The organism is Spirulina sp. CCY15215 (genome assembly GCF_016888125.1).
Lineage (GTDB): Bacteria > Cyanobacteriota > Cyanobacteriia > Cyanobacteriales > Spirulinaceae > CCY15215.
The window spans coordinates 1-19,426 of record NZ_JACSWA010000605.1 but is presented as its reverse complement, the minus strand read 5'-3'; the positions used below and the strand labels follow the sequence as shown (position 1 = coordinate 19,426).

Sequence of the window (19,426 nt, the reverse complement as noted above, 5' to 3'; positions counted from 1 at the left end):
ATAATAGCTTCCGTTAAAGGACAACAACACAATGGATTTGCCGAGGCCAGCATTGAGAGGTAAATTAGAAAACTTCTTCACCATCGCACCTCTTTGCTCTCATCTCTTATTCTCCCCAAAGAACAATAAAAAACTATATTTACACGCTTACACTCTTTTTCTTTTCCTCAGTAGCTTCTTTGTTAGTAGCTTATCGGGCGATCGCCTTTTGGCTCAAGAAGTCACCAATCGCGGTTTTAGTACAGGGGGAAATTTAAGTGGTACGATAACTTCAAACTCGACTTCTTTCTTTGTCGAAGAAACCCGTCTAGAACTGCTCAAAACAGCCGATCGCGCTGCCGCAGAACCTGGAGATACGGTTATTTATCGCCTTGCTCTCAAGAATACAGGAACGACAACAGCAACAGATGTTGTTATTACTGACAATTTACCCTTGGGTTTAAATTTTCTGCCTGAATCTGTACAAGCGGCAGTATTTGAAAATAGTAGTACGACTTCTGTTAGTTTATCAGGAGTTTCTAGCGAAAACCGGACTCTTTTCTTTACTTATCCCAGTCTGTCTCCAGGACAAACTCTCAATGTTATCTATGCTGCTGTTGTGACACCCGATGCAGTGCGCGGAGATGGCAGAAATACGGCACAAGAAACCCGCAGTAATTTAGCCAGTTTTTTAATTAGAATTCGCGACGGTATTTTATCCGATTGCGGTACAATTATCGGACGAGTTTTTGTGGATAAAAACTTTGACGGGGAACAGCAAAAGGGCGAGCCTGGTGTTCCCAATGCGGTTATTTTTATGGATGATGGCAATCGCATTACAACGGATGCAGAAGGGCTTTTTTCCCTTGCCAATGTGGTATCGGGGAACCGTAGCGGCACATTAGATTTAAGTAGTTTACCAGGCTATACCCTCGCCCCAAATCTTTATTTCATTGAACGCAACAGCCAATCTCGCCTTGTTCGTTTGGCACCAGGGGGATTGGTACGCATGAATTTTGCTGTCACTCCAGCTTCAGGGGAAGAAATTAGGGGAAGTAGGGAAGAAAAAGACAATTTATCTTTCATCTCGGATCCTTCATTTTTGCATCAGGGTGCATCTAAAAACACTCAACAATATTCCCAACAAGGGAGACAAAAATGATGAAATTAAAACTTTGTTCTCTCAGCTTGATTTCTCTGGCGTTATTGAGCCTAAATAGTGCCTTTCAATCCACTTTAGCCGCAACTCCAGAACTTGAATTTTTGGCAGAATTGCAACCTGGAGATAGTCCTCGCGCTGTATTAGAAAATGTACCCAATGACAAACTTGCCCCCGATGAAGTTCGCATTCTCTCCCCCATACCAGGAAAGACGCGAGAAAATTCAACTCATTTAATTTTGCAATATCATGCCGAGAGTGAAGTAACTATTCGCATCAACGGGAAACCCCTCGATCGCGATACCATTACGACTTTGGAACGAGATGAAAGCCAAAATTTAGCGATTCAAATTTGGTACAATATCCCCCTGAAAGTGGGCAATAATGCGATCGCCGTGTCTGCCAATAATGCCGATCCCACCATTGTTCGCGTCACCGTCGAACAACCCCAAATCGCCCTAGAAATAAAGCCCGTTGGCGATCCGCGCCTTCCTGCGGATGGACGTTCTACCCTCGTTTTTGCAGGCACAATTAGCGATGAGAATGGCGATCCTTTAACGGGAGAAACTTTAGTTACTTTAACCGCCAGTGCCGGAGAATTCATCGACAGCGATCGCGATCCCGATCGCCCTGGTTTTCAAGTTTTAGCACGAGATGGCAACTTTCGAGCCAGGCTGCGATCGGACATTCAAGCGCAAAAAGTGCAGATTCGTGCCGCCCTTTCCCTCAATAATGAACAATTATCCACGAACAATGGGGAAAGAGTATTAGAAACTTTTACTCAGGTAGAGTTTGTAACGCATTTACGCCCTTCTTTAGTGTCGGGAGTCGTCGATCTGCGGATCGGCACCAGTGGGACGGATTTTTGGGGATCGCGACGGGATTTTCTGGCACCTTATACCCTAGATGAAGGAGTACAAGTCGATCTCGATGCCGCTTTCTTTGCGATCGGTACCGTGGGAGAATGGTTAGTCACTGCCGCTTATAATAGCGATCGCCCTCTCAATCAAACTTGTGACGGTATTACTCGCCTTTTTCGCGGTCCACAAATGTGCGAACAGCAATATTCCGTTTATGGTGATAGTTCGACAGTTGATTATATTACCCCCTCCATTGATAGCGTTTACCTCCGTTTGGAACGCACTTCCTCGACTATTGGCGCGGAAACAGATTACTTAATGTGGGGAGATTATACCAGCAGCGAGTTCGATCGCCCCTCTCAGGTTTTTTCTGCCCAAACTCGACAACTCCACGGCTTTAAAAGCAATATTAGCGTCGGAGATTTACAAATTAGCGCCCTCTATAGTCCCGATGTAGAAGGTTTTCAGCGAGATACTATTGCCCCCGACGGCACTAGCGGTTACTATTTTCTTTCCCATCGCCTTCTCGTAGAAGGGAGCGAAAGTATTATCATTGAAAGCGAAGAAGTCAATCGCCCTGGCAGGATTGTTGAAACCGAACGTCTCAGTCGCGGGCAAGACTACGAAATCGACTACGATCGCGGTACAATCCTGTTTCGTCGTCCCATACAAGCCCTCAATTTCGATCCCTATGGCAATAGTCTGTCCCGTAAAATCGTTGCAACTTACCAATATGAAGGAGGTCGCGAAACTAGCATTTTAGCAGGTCGCGCCCAATATAACTTCTCCCACGACTTTGAAACCCCCTCATGGTTAGCCTTCTCCTATTGGCAAGAAGACCAAGGGGCGATCGACTATAAACTATATAGCGCCGATTTTCTCCTCTCCCTCTCTCCTCACGCAGCAATTGTTGGGGAATATGCCTTCAGCGATAAAACCTCCTCCCTCGAAGCTGACGAGTCAGACTCCGCTTATCGCCTGCGTTTTACCGGAAATATCTCCCCAACTGTTCGCACAGAGGCATATTATCAATCCGTTGAGGAAGATTTTAACAATACAGCAACTTCTTCCTTTGTTCCAGGTCAAACCAGCTACGGTGCCTCAGTTTCCGCCCAAGTTAGCCCCACGACTCTTTTAAGTGCCAGTTACGACTACGAGGAAAACTTCGGATTTGCACCAGAAGTTCGCACCACCCTGTTTGACCCCTTTAACCCCCAATTTGACCTCCTCAGTGCCAGAAGTGAAGACCCCTCCGGCGATCGCCTTAACAACGACCTCACGGAAGTGCGGGTAGGAGTTCAACAACAATTGGGGGAAGTGACAGCAAATTTAGATTATGTTAATCGTACTAGGGGCGATCGCATCGAAGATACCTTCAATAGTAGTGCCTCGCAAATCGTCACGGGAGTACGCATCCCCATCACCGAAACCCTTGCTTTTCGAGGGCAAAATGAACTTAATTTAAACAACAGCAGCGACCCAATTTATCCCAACCGTACTACATTAGGCTTGGAATGGGAGATGCAGCCCGGTACAACCTTACAATTTGCTCACCAATTCTTCAATGGAGGACTCTTAGGAGATAATTCTATCACCAGCCTCAGTACGGCGATGGAACGCCAAATCGGGGAAGATACCACTATTACCAGTCGTTATGCCCTCGTTGGCGGCCAAAATGGGATGCGAGGAGAAGAGGCGATCGGTTTGCATCATCGTTGGACCCTTTCCCCTGGTTTTCACGTAGATGTAGGTTACGAACGCATTCTCACAGAAATATCCAGTCAAACCGCCTCGGGTTTTCGCTTTTCTCAGCCCTTTGCCACGGGACAAAGCGGATCTTCTCTGAATATATCGGGAGGAGAGTCCTACAGTGTTGGTTTTGAATATACTCTCAACCCCGATTTTCAGGCTTCTGCGCGGGTGGAACATCGCGACAATTCCCAAGGGAGTAATACTGTAGTTCGGGCGGCGGCGGCGGGCAAAATAACCCCTGCGTTAACGGCTTTAGTGCGCTTTCAGCAAGCCAGTGCAGCCAATCAACTGTTAGAAGATTTGGGACCCACAGCACATTTAAAAGTGGGTTTAGCCTATCGCGATCCAAAAAATGACGCATTTAATGCTCTCTTGCGTTACGAATACCGTTATAATCCCTCTACAGTTCCCGATACTTTGCTTTTTAGTAGCGGTACGGGATATCGGGATCATCTCTTTGGGGTTGAGGCGATTTATGCTCCTAATTGGCGTTGGGAGTTTTACGGGAAATATGCCTTCAGGTATAGTTTAACTGAGTTGTCGGATAATTTTAGTAGCGAGACTTTTATTCATTTGGGACAAATGCGAGCAACCTACCGTTTGGGCTATCAGTGGGATATTTCCACGGAGATGCGCTGGTTGGGGCAACCGTCGGCTAATTTTAGTGAATTTGGCTGGGTGGTCGATTTGGGCTATTATCTCACCCCTGATGTCCGTTTAGGAGTTGGCTATATTTTCGGGAATGTCGATGATGCCGACTTTAGCGGCTATCGTTCCAATGACGGTATATTTTTTGGGGTGACGATGAAAGTGAACGAACTCTTTAACGGGTTTGGACGACAAAGCGTTACACCTTTGCAACAGGAGGAAGCGCTAAATGAATAGGTTTTTCGCCTTGGGATTCGTTATTTTTGGGTTAATTAATGTCGAAAATGGATTAGCCAACAAACAACAAATAGCAACGAACAAACAAGCCATAACCGTGAATAGTAGTGCCGATCGCCTACAACCTGACGAGGAAATGACCCTCAGAGAGGCGATCGCCCTAAACAATGGCACCCTATCCCTTGCAGAATTATCCCCTCAAGAGCGGACTTTAGTGCAAACATTACCAGCTTTATCTTTATTCAATCGCCCCCGTATTGTCTTTAATTTGCCAGGCGATCGCACCCAAATCGAACTACAATCTCCTTTACCAGAAATTGCGCGATCGGTGGCGATCGACGGCACAACTCAACCGGGATATGTGCGAAATACTCCCATTCCTCAGCCTATTGTCCGCATTACCCCAGCATCAGGAGTGGAAATTATGCGGGGTTTGACCATAACTGGCGATCGCATCACCATTCGCGGTTTGCATCTATACGGTTTTAATGCTACTTCTACTGCAACAGAAAGAACCCCGATCGCCGATATTTTCATCTCCCTTCCCTTCCCTCGCAGGGATACTCAGTTACCGCGATCTAACGATTGGGAATTTCCTTTGGATAATGGCGATCGCGCTCCCAAAGATATTACGATTGAGGATAACTGGTTGGGTTCGGCGATCGGATCCCCCCTTAGTAATGCGATCGACACCCCCCTTAGTAAGGGGGGCAGGGGGGATCGCCAATCGGCTTTTGGGATTTATGTGTTCAATAGTAATGGAACAAGTATTATTCGCAATCGTATCGAAGGAATGCAGGGAAGTGGCATTATCACAGGCATTCGTGCTAATAATTTGCTCATTGAGAACAATATTATCGCCAATAATGGCTTTGCAGGAATGCCCGATGGGATTCGTTTAGAAGGGGAAATTCACAACAGCGCGATCGCAGGCAATCAAATTCAAAATAATGCCGGAAGCGGCATCTATGCGTTTAAACCAGAAGGTAAAATTGCGATCGAAGATAATTTAATCTCTGATAATGGTAAACGATTTCGCCGTGCGGCAATCTTTCTCATGGGAAGCGATCGCCTCGTCAGAAACAACCAAATTCGCAATCACCCTGGTGCAGGAATTGTGGTTGCTGCTGTCCCCCATTCCGAACGGGTTTTTCTGACCGATAATCAATTTACCAATGTGAAGGGATTGAGTATCGATCTGATTGCCCAACAGCGATCGGGGGTGCAAGACTACCACAATGGCGACGGCATTAATCCCATCCTCACAGAACACTATCGCCGTCGTCAAGCTGCTAATTACGGCATTAATGCACCGCGTTTTGACAGCCGAGAATTTTTTCGCTTTCCTTCCGGTGCGGTTAACGTCTCGGGAAAGGCAGAATCCGGCACTCGGGTGGACCTATACCGGGTCTTAGAAGAACCGAACGAGGTCAACCTCGCGGGACCATTAAATGTTCCTCTTGTTTCTGTATCTACCAATGAAGAGGGGAAATTTGCCATTTCCCTAACCAATTTAAGACCTGGAGAACGCATTAGCGCGATCGCGACTCACCCCGACTACGGCACCTCAGAACCCGCCCTTAATGCAACCATTTTCAACGATCAATGAACAATTATCAAAAATTATCTGAAAATAAAGAAAATAAAGGGCGCAAGCATTGCGTCGAAAATAAAGGGCGCAAGCATTGCGTCGAAAATAAAGGGCGCAAGCGTTGCGTCGAAAATAAAGGGCGCAAGCGTTGCGTCGAAAATAAAGGGCGCAAGCATTGCGCCCCTACGGTTAAAATGCTCCTTGTTGCCTGTTGCCTTTTGCCTGTTGCCTTTTGGAACAGTCCAGCGCGATCGGAAGGAAGCCTAGAATTAACTGCCAATGGTGGCGATCGCCCTTTCTTAAATTACACGAATGATGTTTCGGGAGGGGTTCCTTTCCGTACCTCCATTAAAGTATTTGCTCGAGTGGGAGAAGTGATTAATCTTGCCTCCTCTGCCCTCGGTTTTGGCTCGGCGGCCATTAATTATCGCGCCCCCGATGGAGCTTCGGGAACGTTTACTACAGGCTGTCAAATTACCAATCGCCTGGCGGAAACGAGCAAGAGTTATACTCCTTGTACTGTGACGGTAGGTGCGGGTCAAGAAGGGATTTGGGAGATTGATTTTATCAGCCCTAACCCAACGGCGGTAGGGAGTGCAGCCGCAAACCCAACCGCGATCGCCGCCAGTAATAATTGGCCAACCCAAGATGGTAATGATGGTTTTGTCACCGCATGGGATGTCACCGTGACCAATGGAGGGGTTGACCAAAGCGGGCGAGTTTATGCTAATTATTTTCCTTGGAATATGGGGTCTAATGGGCGATCGCTCAATTCAGAAGTAGTAGTTTTAACCGATCAAGGGTTTCAATACCAAATCGATCTCAATGGCATCGATCCCTTTGGATTCATCTTTTTTGCTAATAATAAAGGCTTTCGGGACTCGAGTGGCGAACCTATTTTTCGATCGCTGCAATTTTCCGGACTCAACCCCGGTACAATTCCCCCAGGATTTTCTATTCACCTGCCTTCTGCTGCCGATACATCCGATGATATCACCCAGAAATTGTTTATTAATTCTCCTGACACTTCCATGCCCAGTTCTGCCTCCTCCCCAAGCGGTACGACATGGTTATACCAAGCGCCGATCATTCCTTCCCCTCCCAGCAATTTTCAATTTAGAGGGGTAAATGGAACATCGGGACTGGGTTTAACTTCCCCTGCGGGAGGAGAGTTTACTTTTACCAATAACGGCACTACCGGAACCTATACCATCATCCTCGATCTCAACCAAAATGACATCTTGGGAGATGGTAACGATCGCGTTCTCATCGGTCGATCGCCTTCGGGAACAAATATCGTAACTTGGGATGGTTTAGATAGTAATGGCGATATTGTTCCGGCAAGTGATGTTACTTATAAAACAGAACTGGTAACTTCTTATGGGGAAGTTCACTTTCCGATGTTCGATCCCGAAAATAATCCTAATGGTCTGATTATTCAACGTCTCAGCCCGACAACGGCTCCCCCCGACCCCTTTAACATTTATTACGATGATGCCAATACTGGTACAGATTATACCCTCTGTGCCTCGGGAGAAACTGGAGATTCTACCCTCAATTGTTCCATCGGAGGAACACCCCCTAATCCCCGTTTCTCACTTTTAGGAACAAGTAGTGCTGGAGGCGCTCATGCTTGGAGCAATAATTTTGGTAATATAAGGGGCATGGATACTTGGGTGAATTTTCCGCTTTTCCCTGCCCTCGAGGGTACTTTTGCGATTAGTGACGGTACAACAGCAGGAACAAGCAATTTACGCATTGTCAAGCGCATTACCAATATTACCCGCAATGGCAGCGCGATCGCGGGGGTTGATTTTTCTAGTTTTGTGGATGATTCCAGTACGACTAATGATAATGCTGCGGGGTGGAGCAGTCTTTCTCCTATTGGTATTATTAATTTACCTCAGAGTACCCCTCTAACCAGTGGCGATGAGGTTGAATATACGCTTTATCTCCTTTCTGATGGTGATGCTACTCTAGCTAATGTTAATATCTGCGATCCTATTCCTCAAGAGACAACTTTTGTGAATGATACTTATGGGAGTGGTCGCGGTATTCTCTTGCGACAAGGGAGTAGCGAAGCATCCCAGACTAATAATGCCCTCGATACGGATACAGGGAAATTTTTTACCGCTTTAACTCCCGTGGCGATCGATGCTTGTCCTAATGCTAATAATCCTAATGGTTCTGTTGTTATCGAAGGGCTATCTCTCTCCAATACGGCTTCGGAGAATGTCGGTTTTGTCCGCTTTCGAGTGACTGTAAATTAGATTATCGCTTTCTTTCTATTGTTGCCAAGGAACATATTGCCCTCCCAAGGCTTCCACAATAGTACGAGTATTGGCTGCCAGCATTTTCACATAGCTATCTCCTTCGCTGTTAGGGATACCAATAGAGTCGGAATAGAGTTCGCGATCGCTTAATTTAACTCCGGCTTCCTGTGCTACAGTTTTAATCAAAGTGGGGTTAATTGTCGTTTCAGCAAAAATAGCTGGGATGCCAGCCATTTTAATATCATCTGAGAGAGTTTTCACGGTTTGAGCGCTGGGCTGTTCTTCTGTACTCATGCCGATTAAAGTCCCTGTCACTTCTAACCCGTAAGCGCGGGCATAATATTCAAAAGCATCGTGAGTGGTGACGAGTTTGCGGTTTTCTGGGGGAATGGTGGCGATCTGCGCGATGATCCAAACATCCAATTGTTGCAAAGATTCTCGCACTTGTTCGGCATTTTCCTCGAATTGTTGGCGATCGCCTGGAGATAGTTCGATCAGCGCATCTCGGATCGCCTCCAGCATGATAATACCATTTTCAGCATCGCCCCAAACGTGAGGATCGGGGGTGTTTTTACCATAATTGGTATTGCGTAGGGGACTAACTTTTTCCCCAATAGCAACTTTTTCGGCTTCAATTCCCGTTCCTTGCAAGAGGCGAATGAGGGCAGGTTCGAGGTTATATCCATTATAGAGGATGAGATCGGCACGTTCTAGGGCGATCGTATCTTGGGGGACGGGTTCATAAAGGTGAGGATCGTTGCCAGGTTTGAGAATGCTAACCAGTTCAATCTCATCTCCTCCCACCTTCTTAGTTAAATCAGCAATAATGGTACTGGTTGCGACAACTTGCGGGCGATCGCTTTCCTCTTCCGTCTTCTGCACATCGCAACTGGCGATCGCAACCCCGATCGCAACAATGGCGATCGCCCACCGTTGAACTCTTTTGCTTAAAATGCGAGTCATCATAATCTTTATCATATTTCTTTCATAATCTATATCATATTCTTTTCATTTTTTGCTAGAGTAACTGTAGGGGCGCAACGCTTGCGCCCTGAATTGCGGCTTGCGCCCTGAATTGCGGCTTGCGCCCTGAATTGCGGCTTGCGCCCTGAATTGCGGCTTGCGCCCTGAATTGCGGCTTGCGCCCTTAATTGCTTAATTGCGCCCTGAATTGCGGCTTGCGCCCTGAATTGCGGCTTGCGCCCTGAATTGCGGCTTGCGCCCTTAATTGCTTAATTGCGCCCCATACGCGACCAAATAGGAGGGAAAAAATGGACGGAACAAACACGATCGCGATACGAGATTTAGGGGTGAAATATCGCACCCTAGAAGCCTTACAGGGAATTAGCCTCGACCTGCAACCGGGACGACTGACGGCGGCGATCGGTCCCAATGGTGCAGGAAAAAGCACATTATTGAAGGCAATGTTAGGGTTAATTCCAGCCATTGGGAAACCCGTCATGTATGGCGATCGCGCTTTACAGGAACAGTTGGATCGGGTGGCTTATGTTCCCCAACGGACGCAAATTGACTGGAGTTATCCTGCGACAGTGTGGGATGTGGTGATGATGGGAAGGGTGAAAAAAACGGGCTTATTTCGCCGTTTTTCCGTAGTGAGTCACCGTCTTGCAAAAGAAGCACTTGCGCGAGTAGGAATGTTAGAGTTAAAAAATCGTCCCATTGGACAGTTATCGGGAGGACAACAACAGCGCGTTTTTTTAGCACGTTCTTTAGCACAAGAAGCAGAAGTTTTCTTTTTTGATGAACCTTTTGTGGGAGTCGATCGCAAAACAGAAGCAATTTTATTTACTATTTTCCGCGAGTTAGCGGATGCAGGAAATATCGTGTTAGTGGTCAATCACGATTTAGGCGAATCAATTACTAATTTTGACGATCTAATTTTGTTGAATAAAGAGTTAATTTCCGTCGGACAAAGGCAAACTGTTTTACAGGAAGAAAACTTATATCGTGCTTATGGTGGACGAGTTAACTTCTTTTCCGAAGAATCTGTTAGTTTTGCAGCTTAATTTGGAATTGAATTAAATTAAATTGAATCGATGTTAAATGCTCTAATCGAACCTTTACAATATGGTTTCATGCAGCGATCGCTTATTGTTGCTGTCATCGTCGGGATTATTTGCGCGGTTGTGGGATGTTACTTAATGGTACAGCGTCTCGCATTGTTAGGCGATGCCATTAGTCATTCTGTTTTACCTGGACTGGCGATCGCCTTTATTTTAGGTGCCAATATTTTCATCGGTGCGTTTATTGCAGGAATTCTCAGTACAGTTTGTATTAATATTATCCGCACGCGATCGCAAATCAAAGAAGATGCGGCTATGGGAATTGTTTTTTCAGCCTTCTTTGCATTAGGAATCACTTTAATTACAATTGTCCAAAAAGATAACAAAATTGACCTCAATCACTTTCTTTTCGGCAATATTCTTGGCGTGACCTTGGGAGATGTTCGCGATACCGCCATTATTGCTTTTCTGGTTTTAGCGATCGTTATTTTACTTTATAAAGAACTTCTTTTTTATACCTTTGATAAACTCGGCGCTCAAGCAGTTGGCTTACCCGTTAATATTCTTGATTTTAGCTTAATGATTCTGATTGGGATGACCATTGTTGCCAGTTTGAAAGCAGTAGGAGTTATTTTAGTGCTTTCTTTGTTAATTACTCCCGCAGCAACCGCTTATTTATTAGTTACCCGCTTGCATCAAATGATGTTGTTAGGAGTTGGTTTCGGTATCATTTCCAGTATTAGCGGAATGTATATTAGTTACTTTTATAACTTGCCTTCCGGTCCCGCGATCGTTTTAGTAGCAACAAGTTTATTTATTCTTGCCTTCTTATTCAGCCCTACTCAAGGACTTTTAACCGTGAATAATCAACAACCGTAGGGGTTTGGTCTCCAAACCCTATATTTACGGTTTTGTCCCCAAACCCCTACAATGAAATTATGAAATTATCTTGGGCAACGCCACTGCGATCGCATTGATAATTAATAATTGATAATTAATGATTATGGCTTCTTGGACGAGAACAATCGGGACTATTTTGGGCGTAGGGCTATTTTCTTTACACCCGAGTATTGTTGTGGCTCAATGGTTGCCAGAAGCGCGAAATGCCCCTACATTTCCCAGAAATGCGCCCCCACCTGCCCCCCCGCGATCGCAACCCCAGAATGAACGAAAAGGCGATCGCGATTTTCGCGTTACAGCCCTGCAACAGGACTATACCGGGGATTTATGGGTAGGCACCTGGATGGGTTTAACCCGTATTAATCCCAATACTGGCGCGATCGTTGCCCGCACCAGTTTGCCCGATTATACCCTTTCCAGCTTGACCTCCGATCGCTCAGGACGTATTTGGGGCGGCAGTTATCGCGGTTTAGTTCGCGTCGATCCCCGCAGTAACGAATTGACCGCCTATAGTTTCCGGCTACCCTCCAATCGAATTTTATCCCTCCTCATCGACAATCGCGGTTATCTTTGGGCAGGAACCGATCGCGGCATTGCCCTCATTAGCCCCGATCGCGGCTTTTTGATGACCACATTGCAAGATTTACCTGGAGTCAGCGCTAACGCCCTTACCCTCGATTCTGAGGGACAACTCTGGGTGGGAACCTTAGAAGGATTAGTGCGAATCAATACCGCCAGTGCCTATCCCATCGGTCGTATGGCCAACCTACCTGGAGGAATTGTACAAGCTCTTGCGACTTCCCCCAACGAGACGATCTGGGTGGGAACAATAGCAGGTTTGCTGGAAATAGACCCCCTGCAACGGCGAATTATTCGCTCAATTCCTGAATTTGCAGGGCGCAGCGTTACATCAATTCGCTTTGCCCAAAATGGTCGCGTTTGGGTGGGTACAGAAAATGGCTTATATCATCTTGATGCTCAAACCGGTAAGATAATCGGAGAAATCCCCGATCTCCCCTCCAGTCGCATTCTATCCCTCTCTCCTGACACGGGAAATAAACTCTGGGTCGGCACCTCGGAAGGTTTAGCATGGATTAGTCAAACCTCGGGTTTAGTTCGTCCTCATCTCGCCTTTATCCGCAACCCTCCCAATAATTATTAAGGCGATTGATTGATTAATAATTAATAATTAATAATTGCAATGCCAGTTACAACGCGACAATTGATTGAGTGGAAACAACAAGGACGAGCAATCGTGGCCTTGACAGCTTGGGATTATGCGATCGCCGGTCTTCTTGACGATGCGGGAATTGATATTATTCTGGTGGGGGATTCCTTAGCAATGGTGGCGCTAGGTTATGAAAATACCCTACCCGTTACCCTGGAGGAAATGCTCCATCATACCGCCGCCGTTTGTCGCGGCACAAAACGCGCTTTAGTGGTGTGCGATCTGCCTTTTCTCAGCTATCAAGAGAGTATCGAAGTCGCAATTCGCTCCGCCGGACGAGCGTTGAAGGAAGCAGGCGCACAGGCTGTTAAAGTAGAGGGAGCGAGTCCAGATATTTTGGCAACTATTCGTAAATTGACTGCCATTGGCATTCCTGTGATGGGTCATGTTGGCTTAACACCTCAATCGGTTTACCAGTTGGGTTATAAACAACAAGGCACGACGGAAGAACAAGGGCAGCAAATTTTACGAGACGCGATCGCCGTGGCTGAAGTGGGAGCATTTTCGCTTATTCTCGAACATATCCCCTCAGAGTTGGCCGCTCAAATTACGGCGCAATTGCCAATTCCCACCATTGGCATTGGGGCGGGTGTTCAGTGTGACGGGCAAGTTCTGGTAACGGCAGATTTGCTCGGACTCTCGAAAAAGCAGCCTCCCTTTGCTAAAACTTATCTTAATCTTCGCCAAATGGCGACTCAAGCAGTAGGAGAATTTATTAATGAAGTGCGAGAGCAAAAGTTCCCCCGTTGAAGAAAAGCTCGATCTGTCCATCCACCGCAAAGCGCTTTTAAAAATCAAGAACAAATATAAAATTTCCAATGTTTCCATCAGTCGCTTGACGGGAATTAGTGAAAATCATCTTTCTCAATTTTTTCGTGGCAATCGTAATGCGACGGATGCGGTTTTAGATGAAATTCTCAATGCTTTGGAAAATATTTCTCCGGGGTCGCGAGAGGAATACGGTCTGGAAATTGCTCAAAGTCAAAGCCCACAATCTTTACAAAAATGGATTGAAGGGATGAGCAATGAAGAAATGTATTCGCTGTTAGTGGCTATCTCCCAAAGATACAGGCCGGAGATGGTTCCCAAAAATCGTAACATAATCTAACCCGATTTTTCTTGTGTTTTTCTTGTATATTCCCGTAGTGCTACATTGTTATCGCGATCGCGGTGTATGGGTAAGATGAGTTCAACTTGAGTTCCTTCACCTTTAATCGAATTTACCTTAATTATTCCCTGATGTTTTTCAACAATTTTATAAACAATAGACAGTCCCAAGCCTGTTCCTTGACCAACGGGTTTAGTGGTGAAAAAAGGATCGAATAGTTTACCTTGAATGTCTGAGGGGATACCTATACCATTGTCGCTGATCGTTATCTTTACTTGTGTACTGTCGATCTTTTCTGTTTGAATAATAATCTGGGGTTGTTTTTGAGACGATAAAATTAGGGGGTCTTTTAGGGCATCCGTAGCATTGGTAAGAAGATGTAGAAAAACCTGATTAAGTTGAGCGGGATAGCATTCTACTAGGGGTAAATCTTGATAATATTTGCTGATTTTAATGCGATCGCCGAGATAGTGTTGCAGGACAATCAATGTACTCTCTAAACCCGCGTGCAAATCAACGGCTTTCATCTCCGATTCGTCCAACCGAGAAAAATTTCGTAGGGAAGTGACAATAGATTTAATACGATATGTTCCTTCTTTCATGGACAACAGAATTTTGGGGAAATCTCCCACTAAAAACTCTAAATCAATCTCCTCGATTTGCGAAAGAATGGCATCGGTGGGTTGTGGATATTCTCTTTGATAGTGCTGAATTAATGTCAGCAAATTCTGCATATAATCATCGAGATACTGGATATTGCCGTGAATAAAACTGGCGGGATTATTAATTTCGTGGGCGATTCCGGCGACCATTTGCCCGAGGCTGGACATTTTTTCACTATGAATGAGTTGTGCTTGGGTTTGTTGAAGTTCTCGGGTATATTCGCTCATCCACTCAATGAGTTGGTTGAGGGATATTGCTAAAGCGCTAATTTCATCGGTGGTGGTAACAGGGGCGCGGAGGTTAAAGTTAGATTCTTGGGTGACTTGTTGGGCAATATTTTTAACGGCAATGAGGGGAAGGGCGATGGCGCGACTGGTTAATAGGGCGAGAAAAGCCGCGATCGCCGCACTCAATCCCACACTTCCCACAATAATAAATAAACGGACTTTGCGAATGTTGTTTAGGTTTTGGGTGGCTCGATTTTGCTGTATTTCTGTGGCCAGGGAAGTTTGTTCTATATCTTCTGCAAGGCGATTGAAGCGCATCTCGAGTTTGAGATAAGAAGGGCTACTCATAAACGCTAAAAGTTGCAAGCGACCCGAGGCAATCTCTTCTGGGTTTAAGTTGGCAAAATCGAGTTGTCGCCAAAGTCCGGCGATCGCAGAGCGATAATTTTCTGTTGTTTTCTCATACCCTTGTATATCTTCTCTAATCTCGCGCAATTCTTCGGGAGTAATGCTTAAGTGATGGGAATTATTTTGCAGAAAGCGATCGAGATCGGCGAGATTTTTTTCTACGCGATTGACGTACAGGGAAAACCTCGCCCTTTCTAAGTCGAAAAAAATCGTCTTACCAAAGGTGGGTAGTAATTTCTGTGGATGCAACCGCATCTCCAAAACGGCGGTTTTTACATTGTCCAAGTAGTGTTCTTGCTTATCTGTGAGGGTAAGGGCTGCGAAGGCTTGTCTTTCGTAATAGTCTCCTAAAATTAATCCCACTCCTGTCCCGACAATAGCAATCCCTAAAGCTAAAGCGTAGCTGTAGGCAAATTTTTGGGCAATATTCCATCGACTCAGCGATCGCTCAATCCAAGGCAGAGAAATTTTATCGACATAATATTTGAGTTTTGTGGAAACTTTCTTAGGTTGTTTGGGGTTTGAGTTTGAATCCATAAAGGTACGCTTCCGATTGCCTGCTACAGACATGGAGGAAGATTGATTTTTCATTCTTGAGATGTTTAATGAAGTTGGAAAAATTACTGCTGAAAATATACTGCTTGTCCGTAAAAAACGGCACACCTTTAATAAAACCAATTATTTTTTTTGGCGCTACCCCAAATACCGCCGCCATTATCCAATCCTTGTTTCGTTATTTAAGTTTATTTAAACATATTGTGGTACAAAATATGTGAGTTATTAAGATTTTTTTATATTTGCGTTTAATTGTCGAGATTTTAAAGAAGCATTTACTCAAAATATATTAAGAAATGTAAAAAACTCTCTGTTAATCTAAATCTCTAACAAGGAAATAGATCATTAGTTCGCACGAGAGAGTATGATGAATGAAGCTACATCCATTATCTCTTCGCAGATATGTTTTTTGGGGGTTAAAATTCCGAGATTGATTTTCTAATCACCTCTATAGCTATAATAACCTTACGTTGAATTTCAAATCAAGACAATGTAGAATAAATTTTGTAAGGAGCTTAAAACCATGAATCAAGAGTTTGGACAAAAAATCCGCCAAGCGCGGAAAGACAAGAGTTACAGCCAACGAGATCTAGCCAAATTGCTCGGGCTAGACTTTACCTATCTCTCAAAACTAGAGAATAATCGCGCCGAATACGCCCCCAAAGAGGAGGTAATCCGAGGTTTGGCAAGAGAGTTAGACTTAGATGCAGAAGAATTGATTTTTCTGGCCGGGCGCATCCCCCATAAGGAAGAAGATCTGCTCAGACAGCATCATAAATCCTTGCCGACCCTATTTCGTCGCTTGCGAGAAAACCCAGAATTCGCCCAGAAATTGTTCCAAGAAGCCAGCCAAGAATCCTCAGAATAATGAGAAGAATAACGAGACAATGAGTGTGATCAAACCCTTTCAGTTTATGGACAAGCACGCGATCGAATGTCGCGCCCTCGATGTCTTAGAGGCAATGAAGACTAGCGATCGCCATGTTCCGACTTTTCCCCTCGATTCTAGCCGCGTTGCCGAATTTTTAGGCTTAGACGTGGTTTGGGATGTCCTCCCCGAGGACGACGAGGGAGCCATTGCAGCGCGAATTTTGCCCTTAGAAAAACTGATCGAGATCAATGAAACGATCTTAGATTTAAAAGAGGGCTTTGGTGAATCTACCATCGCTCACGAGGTGGGGCATTGGGTCTTACATATCGATCGCCAAGCTGTCGATCGCGTTTTAAGATTGCGACAAAAGGGGGTTAATGTTAGCGTCAAACCGTTACTCTGTCGCAATAACGAACAAATTCAAGGCATTGAGTGGCAGGCGCAATATTTTGCCAGTTGTCTATTAATGCCCCGCTATTTGTTGGAGGAAAAAATCCAAGGGCGGGATATCACACAATGGACGGATTTGTATGCGATCGCGGCGGATTTTGGCGTGACAATTTCCAATTTGCTGCACCGTCTCAAAGATTTAGAATGGGTATCTCTCAAGGAAGGTTCAAAGGAACTCCTGCGCTGCTAAAAGCAGCATTAAAAAAGAGGGATTTTTCAATCCCTCCTTTTTTAATTGTCTAAATTTTAAATTTCAGCGTAAGCGCGATCGATGATATGTTTGGCAATAGTTTGTGTTCCCGTATGCTCGTAATAATTGGTGGTCATATCGAGGAAAGCGGCCAAATAATCGAGTTTATCATCAGCAATTTCGATGTATTTACTCAAGTGTTCGGTAATGCGATCGACACTTAAATTTTTGGACTCGACAAAGTTATTCATCCATCCCGTTACCGACCCAAAACTATTGCCGATAAAATCCAATTTTCCCGAAGCATTTTTGCCTGGAATCATATCGCTAACTTTGCTAAAAGCAGGATTTTTTTCCAACTCATTAGCACTCAAACCTGCAATAGTTTCTTGCGCTTTTTGGATAAAATCAGGGCCTAAAGGAATCATACCATCAAAACAAACCAGCGCCGCCATTCGCATAATTGATTCGCCGCTATAATCTGCCAAAGACTTGACAAAATCGCCGATATTATCCCCTGGAATTCCGTTAATTGAACAGAAAGTCAGTAATTCAACCACCAATTTCAGGCACAGATCGATACTTTGAGCCTTATCTGCTTTGGGAGTAATTGTGTTTAAAAAGCCGAGAAAACCGATTTTTTCTCCTACCTTATTCGCCATAGCTGCCGCCCCTAATGCAGTGCCAGTACTATCGATGGTTTGATAAAGCCATAACGCCCGTTGATAGCCTTCAGACTTGTCATTGTAGAGCCAAATCACCCGCTCGCCAATTTGATGAATAAGATCGTCGTCATCTTCCCCAGTCACCTGACGAATTGTGTTTTTAAAACCCACAATATTTTCCCATTCTCCAGGGACAACAAAATCGAGGGCGTTTAATGCCTTAACAGTAATATTCCCAGTAGGAAGATTATCTACAATTTCATAAAAAGGCTTACTCATGTTTTTCTCCAGTATCTATTATGGGCATTTAATGTTACTTAACTAATTTGGCTAAACCGGAAAGATCGAATTTTTGCAACCAATCTTGGCGATCGCTTTCGCTAAAGGAAGTATCGCTAGACATGACTTGAACTTGCAAGCGATCTTCCACTAAAACTAACGTTCCTTTTTTACCTTTTTTAGCGGCAGGATAACCTTGAATTTTGCTGCTACTTCCTGCATATTTTTGAGCAGCATCAGGAGTGCTAACAATATCGGAAACCGAGAGTAAAGCGACTTCTTTACCTTCTTTTTTCAACTTTGCTTGGGCAAATCCTTTCTTCTCTTGGGCGAAAACAACATCATAACCGTTCCCAGGTTTAGGAAAGAACTTGTTAAATTGTCCGCCTTTAATTGCATCTTTGGCAACAGCTTCGGCTTGACGCTGAGTGCTTTCTTTTTGCGTATCTTTGAATTCCTGTTTAGTTTCTTGTTTCGTTTGTCGCGTTGGTGGCGTATTGGCGATCGGTTTAACGAGGTTTTCCAAACCCGAGAGATCGAACTTAGCCAGTAATGCTTGGCGATCGCTTTCACTAAAAGACGCATCTCGAGAGAGAACTTTTACCTGAAAGCGGCCAACTAGAACTCCTGTACCTTTTGAGCCTTGACTCGCTGAAGGATACCCTTTAATTTTGCTCGTACTGTTAGCAAATTTATCCGCAGCCGTAGGAGTGCTGGCAATATCGGAAATAGAGATCGCGGCCAATTCTGTACCGCCTTTTTTCCACTTTGCTTGAGCAAATCCTGTTTTCTCTTGAGCATAGACCACATCATAGCCATTGCCAGGCTTAGGAAAGAACTTATTCAACTTCCCACCCGCTACAGCATTGTCAGCAACAGCGCTGGCACCTCGTGTGCTGCTTTCTTTCTGAATTTCCTTGAGGCTTTTCTGGGGAGAGGCTTGGGGGCTTTCAGGGGTTGTGGTTGTTGTGGTGACATTCTCCTGCTGGCTGTCTCGGTCTGCTTGTGCAAACTCAGAAGGCGTTGAGGCGCAAGCGGTAAAGCCAAACACCGCCAGTACAATAAAGATCGCGAATATCTTCTTCAATTTAAACAAGTGCATCTTCCCTCCGGTCAAAATTTAGACTTGTCTTCCATTGTCGCTTGCAATTTCTAGATTGACGCGATCCTTAACTTTCCTTTACTGGAAACAAAAAGCATAAAAGCATTTATTGATCAGCAAGCAAGATGCTTGCACGACTTCAATGAGATACTGTAGTGGGAGCGTCTCGCTCCCTAAATAGCGTCTCGCTCCCTAAATAGCGTCTCGCTCCCTAAATAGCGTCTCGCTCCCTAAATAGCGTCTCGCTCCCTAAATAG

At 45.0% G+C, this 19,426-nt stretch carries 15 protein-coding genes; 11 read left to right on the top strand and 4 right to left on the bottom strand.

Features of this window, described 5'->3' with window-relative positions; translation table 11 throughout:
• Positions 1-31: 31 nt before the first annotated feature.
• The 4 genes from JUI58_RS24235 to JUI58_RS24220 are packed head-to-tail and all read left to right on the top strand — an operon-like array spanning position 32 to position 8,496.
• Positions 32-1,141, top strand: a complete 1,110-nt coding sequence (locus JUI58_RS24235; RefSeq protein ID WP_204106424.1) for a DUF11 domain-containing protein — start codon at positions 32-34, stop codon at positions 1,139-1,141.
• On the top strand, positions 1,141-4,635 hold the full coding sequence (locus JUI58_RS24230; protein ID WP_204106423.1) for a hypothetical protein: 3,495 nt from the start codon (positions 1,141-1,143) through the stop codon (positions 4,633-4,635). Before JUI58_RS24235 ends, JUI58_RS24230 begins: the two co-directional genes overlap by 1 nt.
• Positions 4,628-6,244: a right-handed parallel beta-helix repeat-containing protein gene (locus JUI58_RS24225; protein ID WP_204106422.1), complete on the top strand. Its 1,617-nt coding sequence runs from the start codon at positions 4,628-4,630 to the stop codon at positions 6,242-6,244. Before JUI58_RS24230 ends, JUI58_RS24225 begins: the two co-directional genes overlap by 8 nt.
• A complete protein-coding gene (locus JUI58_RS24220) occupies positions 6,241-8,496 on the top strand; it encodes a hypothetical protein (RefSeq protein WP_204106421.1) in 2,256 nt (751 codons plus the stop codon). The genes JUI58_RS24225 and JUI58_RS24220 overlap by 4 nt, the downstream gene beginning before the upstream one ends.
• Positions 8,497-8,511: 15 nt before the next feature.
• Here JUI58_RS24220 and JUI58_RS24215 read toward each other — a convergent pair whose 3' ends face one another.
• A complete protein-coding gene (locus JUI58_RS24215) occupies positions 8,512-9,465 on the bottom strand; it encodes a zinc ABC transporter substrate-binding protein (RefSeq protein WP_239121688.1) in 954 nt (317 codons plus the stop codon).
• Positions 9,466-9,770: 305 nt separating this feature from the next.
• On the opposite strand from JUI58_RS24215, the gene JUI58_RS24210 reads away from it, so the two are divergent.
• The 5 genes from JUI58_RS24210 (at position 9,771) to JUI58_RS24190 (ending at position 13,759) form a co-directional block, all read left to right on the top strand.
• Complete coding sequence (locus tag JUI58_RS24210; RefSeq protein WP_204106420.1) at positions 9,771-10,526, top strand: metal ABC transporter ATP-binding protein; 756 nt, start codon at positions 9,771-9,773, stop codon at positions 10,524-10,526.
• 30 nt (positions 10,527-10,556) lie between these two features.
• Entirely contained in the window at positions 10,557-11,402 is an 846-nt protein-coding gene (locus JUI58_RS24205) for a metal ABC transporter permease (RefSeq protein WP_204106419.1), read from the top strand.
• A 118-nt stretch (positions 11,403-11,520) separates the two neighbouring features.
• Complete coding sequence (locus tag JUI58_RS24200) at positions 11,521-12,585, top strand: two-component regulator propeller domain-containing protein (protein WP_239121687.1); 1,065 nt, start codon at positions 11,521-11,523, stop codon at positions 12,583-12,585.
• A gap of 39 nt (positions 12,586-12,624) precedes the next feature.
• Positions 12,625-13,401 (top strand): 3-methyl-2-oxobutanoate hydroxymethyltransferase, encoded by a 777-nt coding sequence (gene panB, locus JUI58_RS24195; protein ID WP_204106418.1) that lies wholly within the window; start codon positions 12,625-12,627, stop codon positions 13,399-13,401.
• The gene (locus JUI58_RS24190) at positions 13,370-13,759 is read left to right on the top strand and encodes a helix-turn-helix transcriptional regulator (protein ID WP_204106417.1); all 390 of its coding nucleotides are present in this window, start codon (positions 13,370-13,372) and stop codon (positions 13,757-13,759) included. Before panB ends, JUI58_RS24190 begins: the two co-directional genes overlap by 32 nt.
• Here the strand turns inward: JUI58_RS24190 and JUI58_RS24185 are convergent.
• The gene (locus tag JUI58_RS24185; protein WP_204106416.1) at positions 13,756-15,648 is read right to left on the bottom strand and encodes an ATP-binding protein; all 1,893 of its coding nucleotides are present in this window, start codon (positions 15,646-15,648) and stop codon (positions 13,756-13,758) included. The genes JUI58_RS24190 and JUI58_RS24185 overlap by 4 nt on opposite strands.
• A 487-nt stretch (positions 15,649-16,135) precedes the next feature.
• Between JUI58_RS24185 and JUI58_RS24180 the strand changes: the two genes are divergently transcribed.
• Both JUI58_RS24180 and JUI58_RS24175 read left to right on the top strand, forming a co-directional pair.
• The gene (locus JUI58_RS24180; RefSeq protein WP_204106415.1) at positions 16,136-16,480 is read left to right on the top strand and encodes a helix-turn-helix transcriptional regulator; all 345 of its coding nucleotides are present in this window, start codon (positions 16,136-16,138) and stop codon (positions 16,478-16,480) included.
• A 19-nt stretch (positions 16,481-16,499) separates the two neighbouring features.
• A complete protein-coding gene (locus tag JUI58_RS24175) occupies positions 16,500-17,123 on the top strand; it encodes an ImmA/IrrE family metallo-endopeptidase (protein WP_239121686.1) in 624 nt (207 codons plus the stop codon).
• 56 nt (positions 17,124-17,179) lie between these two features.
• Here JUI58_RS24175 and JUI58_RS24170 read toward each other — a convergent pair whose 3' ends face one another.
• Together JUI58_RS24170 and JUI58_RS24165 are read right to left on the bottom strand one after the other, a co-directional pair.
• Positions 17,180-18,067, bottom strand: coding sequence for a hypothetical protein (locus JUI58_RS24170; RefSeq protein ID WP_204106414.1), 888 nt, complete (start codon positions 18,065-18,067; stop codon positions 17,180-17,182).
• Between the two features lie 34 nt (positions 18,068-18,101).
• Positions 18,102-19,169, bottom strand: a complete 1,068-nt coding sequence (locus JUI58_RS24165; protein ID WP_204106413.1) for a hypothetical protein — start codon at positions 19,167-19,169, stop codon at positions 18,102-18,104.
• Positions 19,170-19,426: the final 257 nt, after the last annotated feature.

Excerpts from the sequence above, each read along its gene's own strand:
- JUI58_RS24235 (WP_204106424.1), top strand. The coding sequence starts at position 32 with ATGGATTTGCCGAGGCCAGCATTGAGAGGTAAATTAGAAAACTTCTTC.
- JUI58_RS24230 (WP_204106423.1), top strand. The coding sequence starts at position 1,141 with ATGAAATTAAAACTTTGTTCTCTCAGCTTGATTTCTCTGGCGTTATTG.
- JUI58_RS24225 (WP_204106422.1), top strand. The coding sequence starts at position 4,628 with ATGAATAGGTTTTTCGCCTTGGGATTCGTTATTTTTGGGTTAATTAAT.
- JUI58_RS24220 (WP_204106421.1), top strand. The coding sequence starts at position 6,241 with ATGAACAATTATCAAAAATTATCTGAAAATAAAGAAAATAAAGGGCGC.
- JUI58_RS24215 (WP_239121688.1), bottom strand. The coding sequence starts at position 9,465 with ATGATGACTCGCATTTTAAGCAAAAGAGTTCAACGGTGGGCGATCGCC.
- JUI58_RS24210 (WP_204106420.1), top strand. The coding sequence starts at position 9,771 with ATGGACGGAACAAACACGATCGCGATACGAGATTTAGGGGTGAAATAT.
- JUI58_RS24205 (WP_204106419.1), top strand. The coding sequence starts at position 10,557 with ATGTTAAATGCTCTAATCGAACCTTTACAATATGGTTTCATGCAGCGA.
- JUI58_RS24200 (WP_239121687.1), top strand. The coding sequence starts at position 11,521 with ATGATTATGGCTTCTTGGACGAGAACAATCGGGACTATTTTGGGCGTA.
- panB (WP_204106418.1), top strand. The coding sequence starts at position 12,625 with ATGCCAGTTACAACGCGACAATTGATTGAGTGGAAACAACAAGGACGA.
- JUI58_RS24190 (WP_204106417.1), top strand. The coding sequence starts at position 13,370 with ATGAAGTGCGAGAGCAAAAGTTCCCCCGTTGAAGAAAAGCTCGATCTG.
- JUI58_RS24185 (WP_204106416.1), bottom strand. The coding sequence starts at position 15,648 with ATGAAAAATCAATCTTCCTCCATGTCTGTAGCAGGCAATCGGAAGCGT.
- JUI58_RS24180 (WP_204106415.1), top strand. The coding sequence starts at position 16,136 with ATGAATCAAGAGTTTGGACAAAAAATCCGCCAAGCGCGGAAAGACAAG.
- JUI58_RS24175 (WP_239121686.1), top strand. The coding sequence starts at position 16,500 with ATGAGTGTGATCAAACCCTTTCAGTTTATGGACAAGCACGCGATCGAA.
- JUI58_RS24170 (WP_204106414.1), bottom strand. The coding sequence starts at position 18,067 with ATGAGTAAGCCTTTTTATGAAATTGTAGATAATCTTCCTACTGGGAAT.
- JUI58_RS24165 (WP_204106413.1), bottom strand. The coding sequence starts at position 19,169 with ATGCACTTGTTTAAATTGAAGAAGATATTCGCGATCTTTATTGTACTG.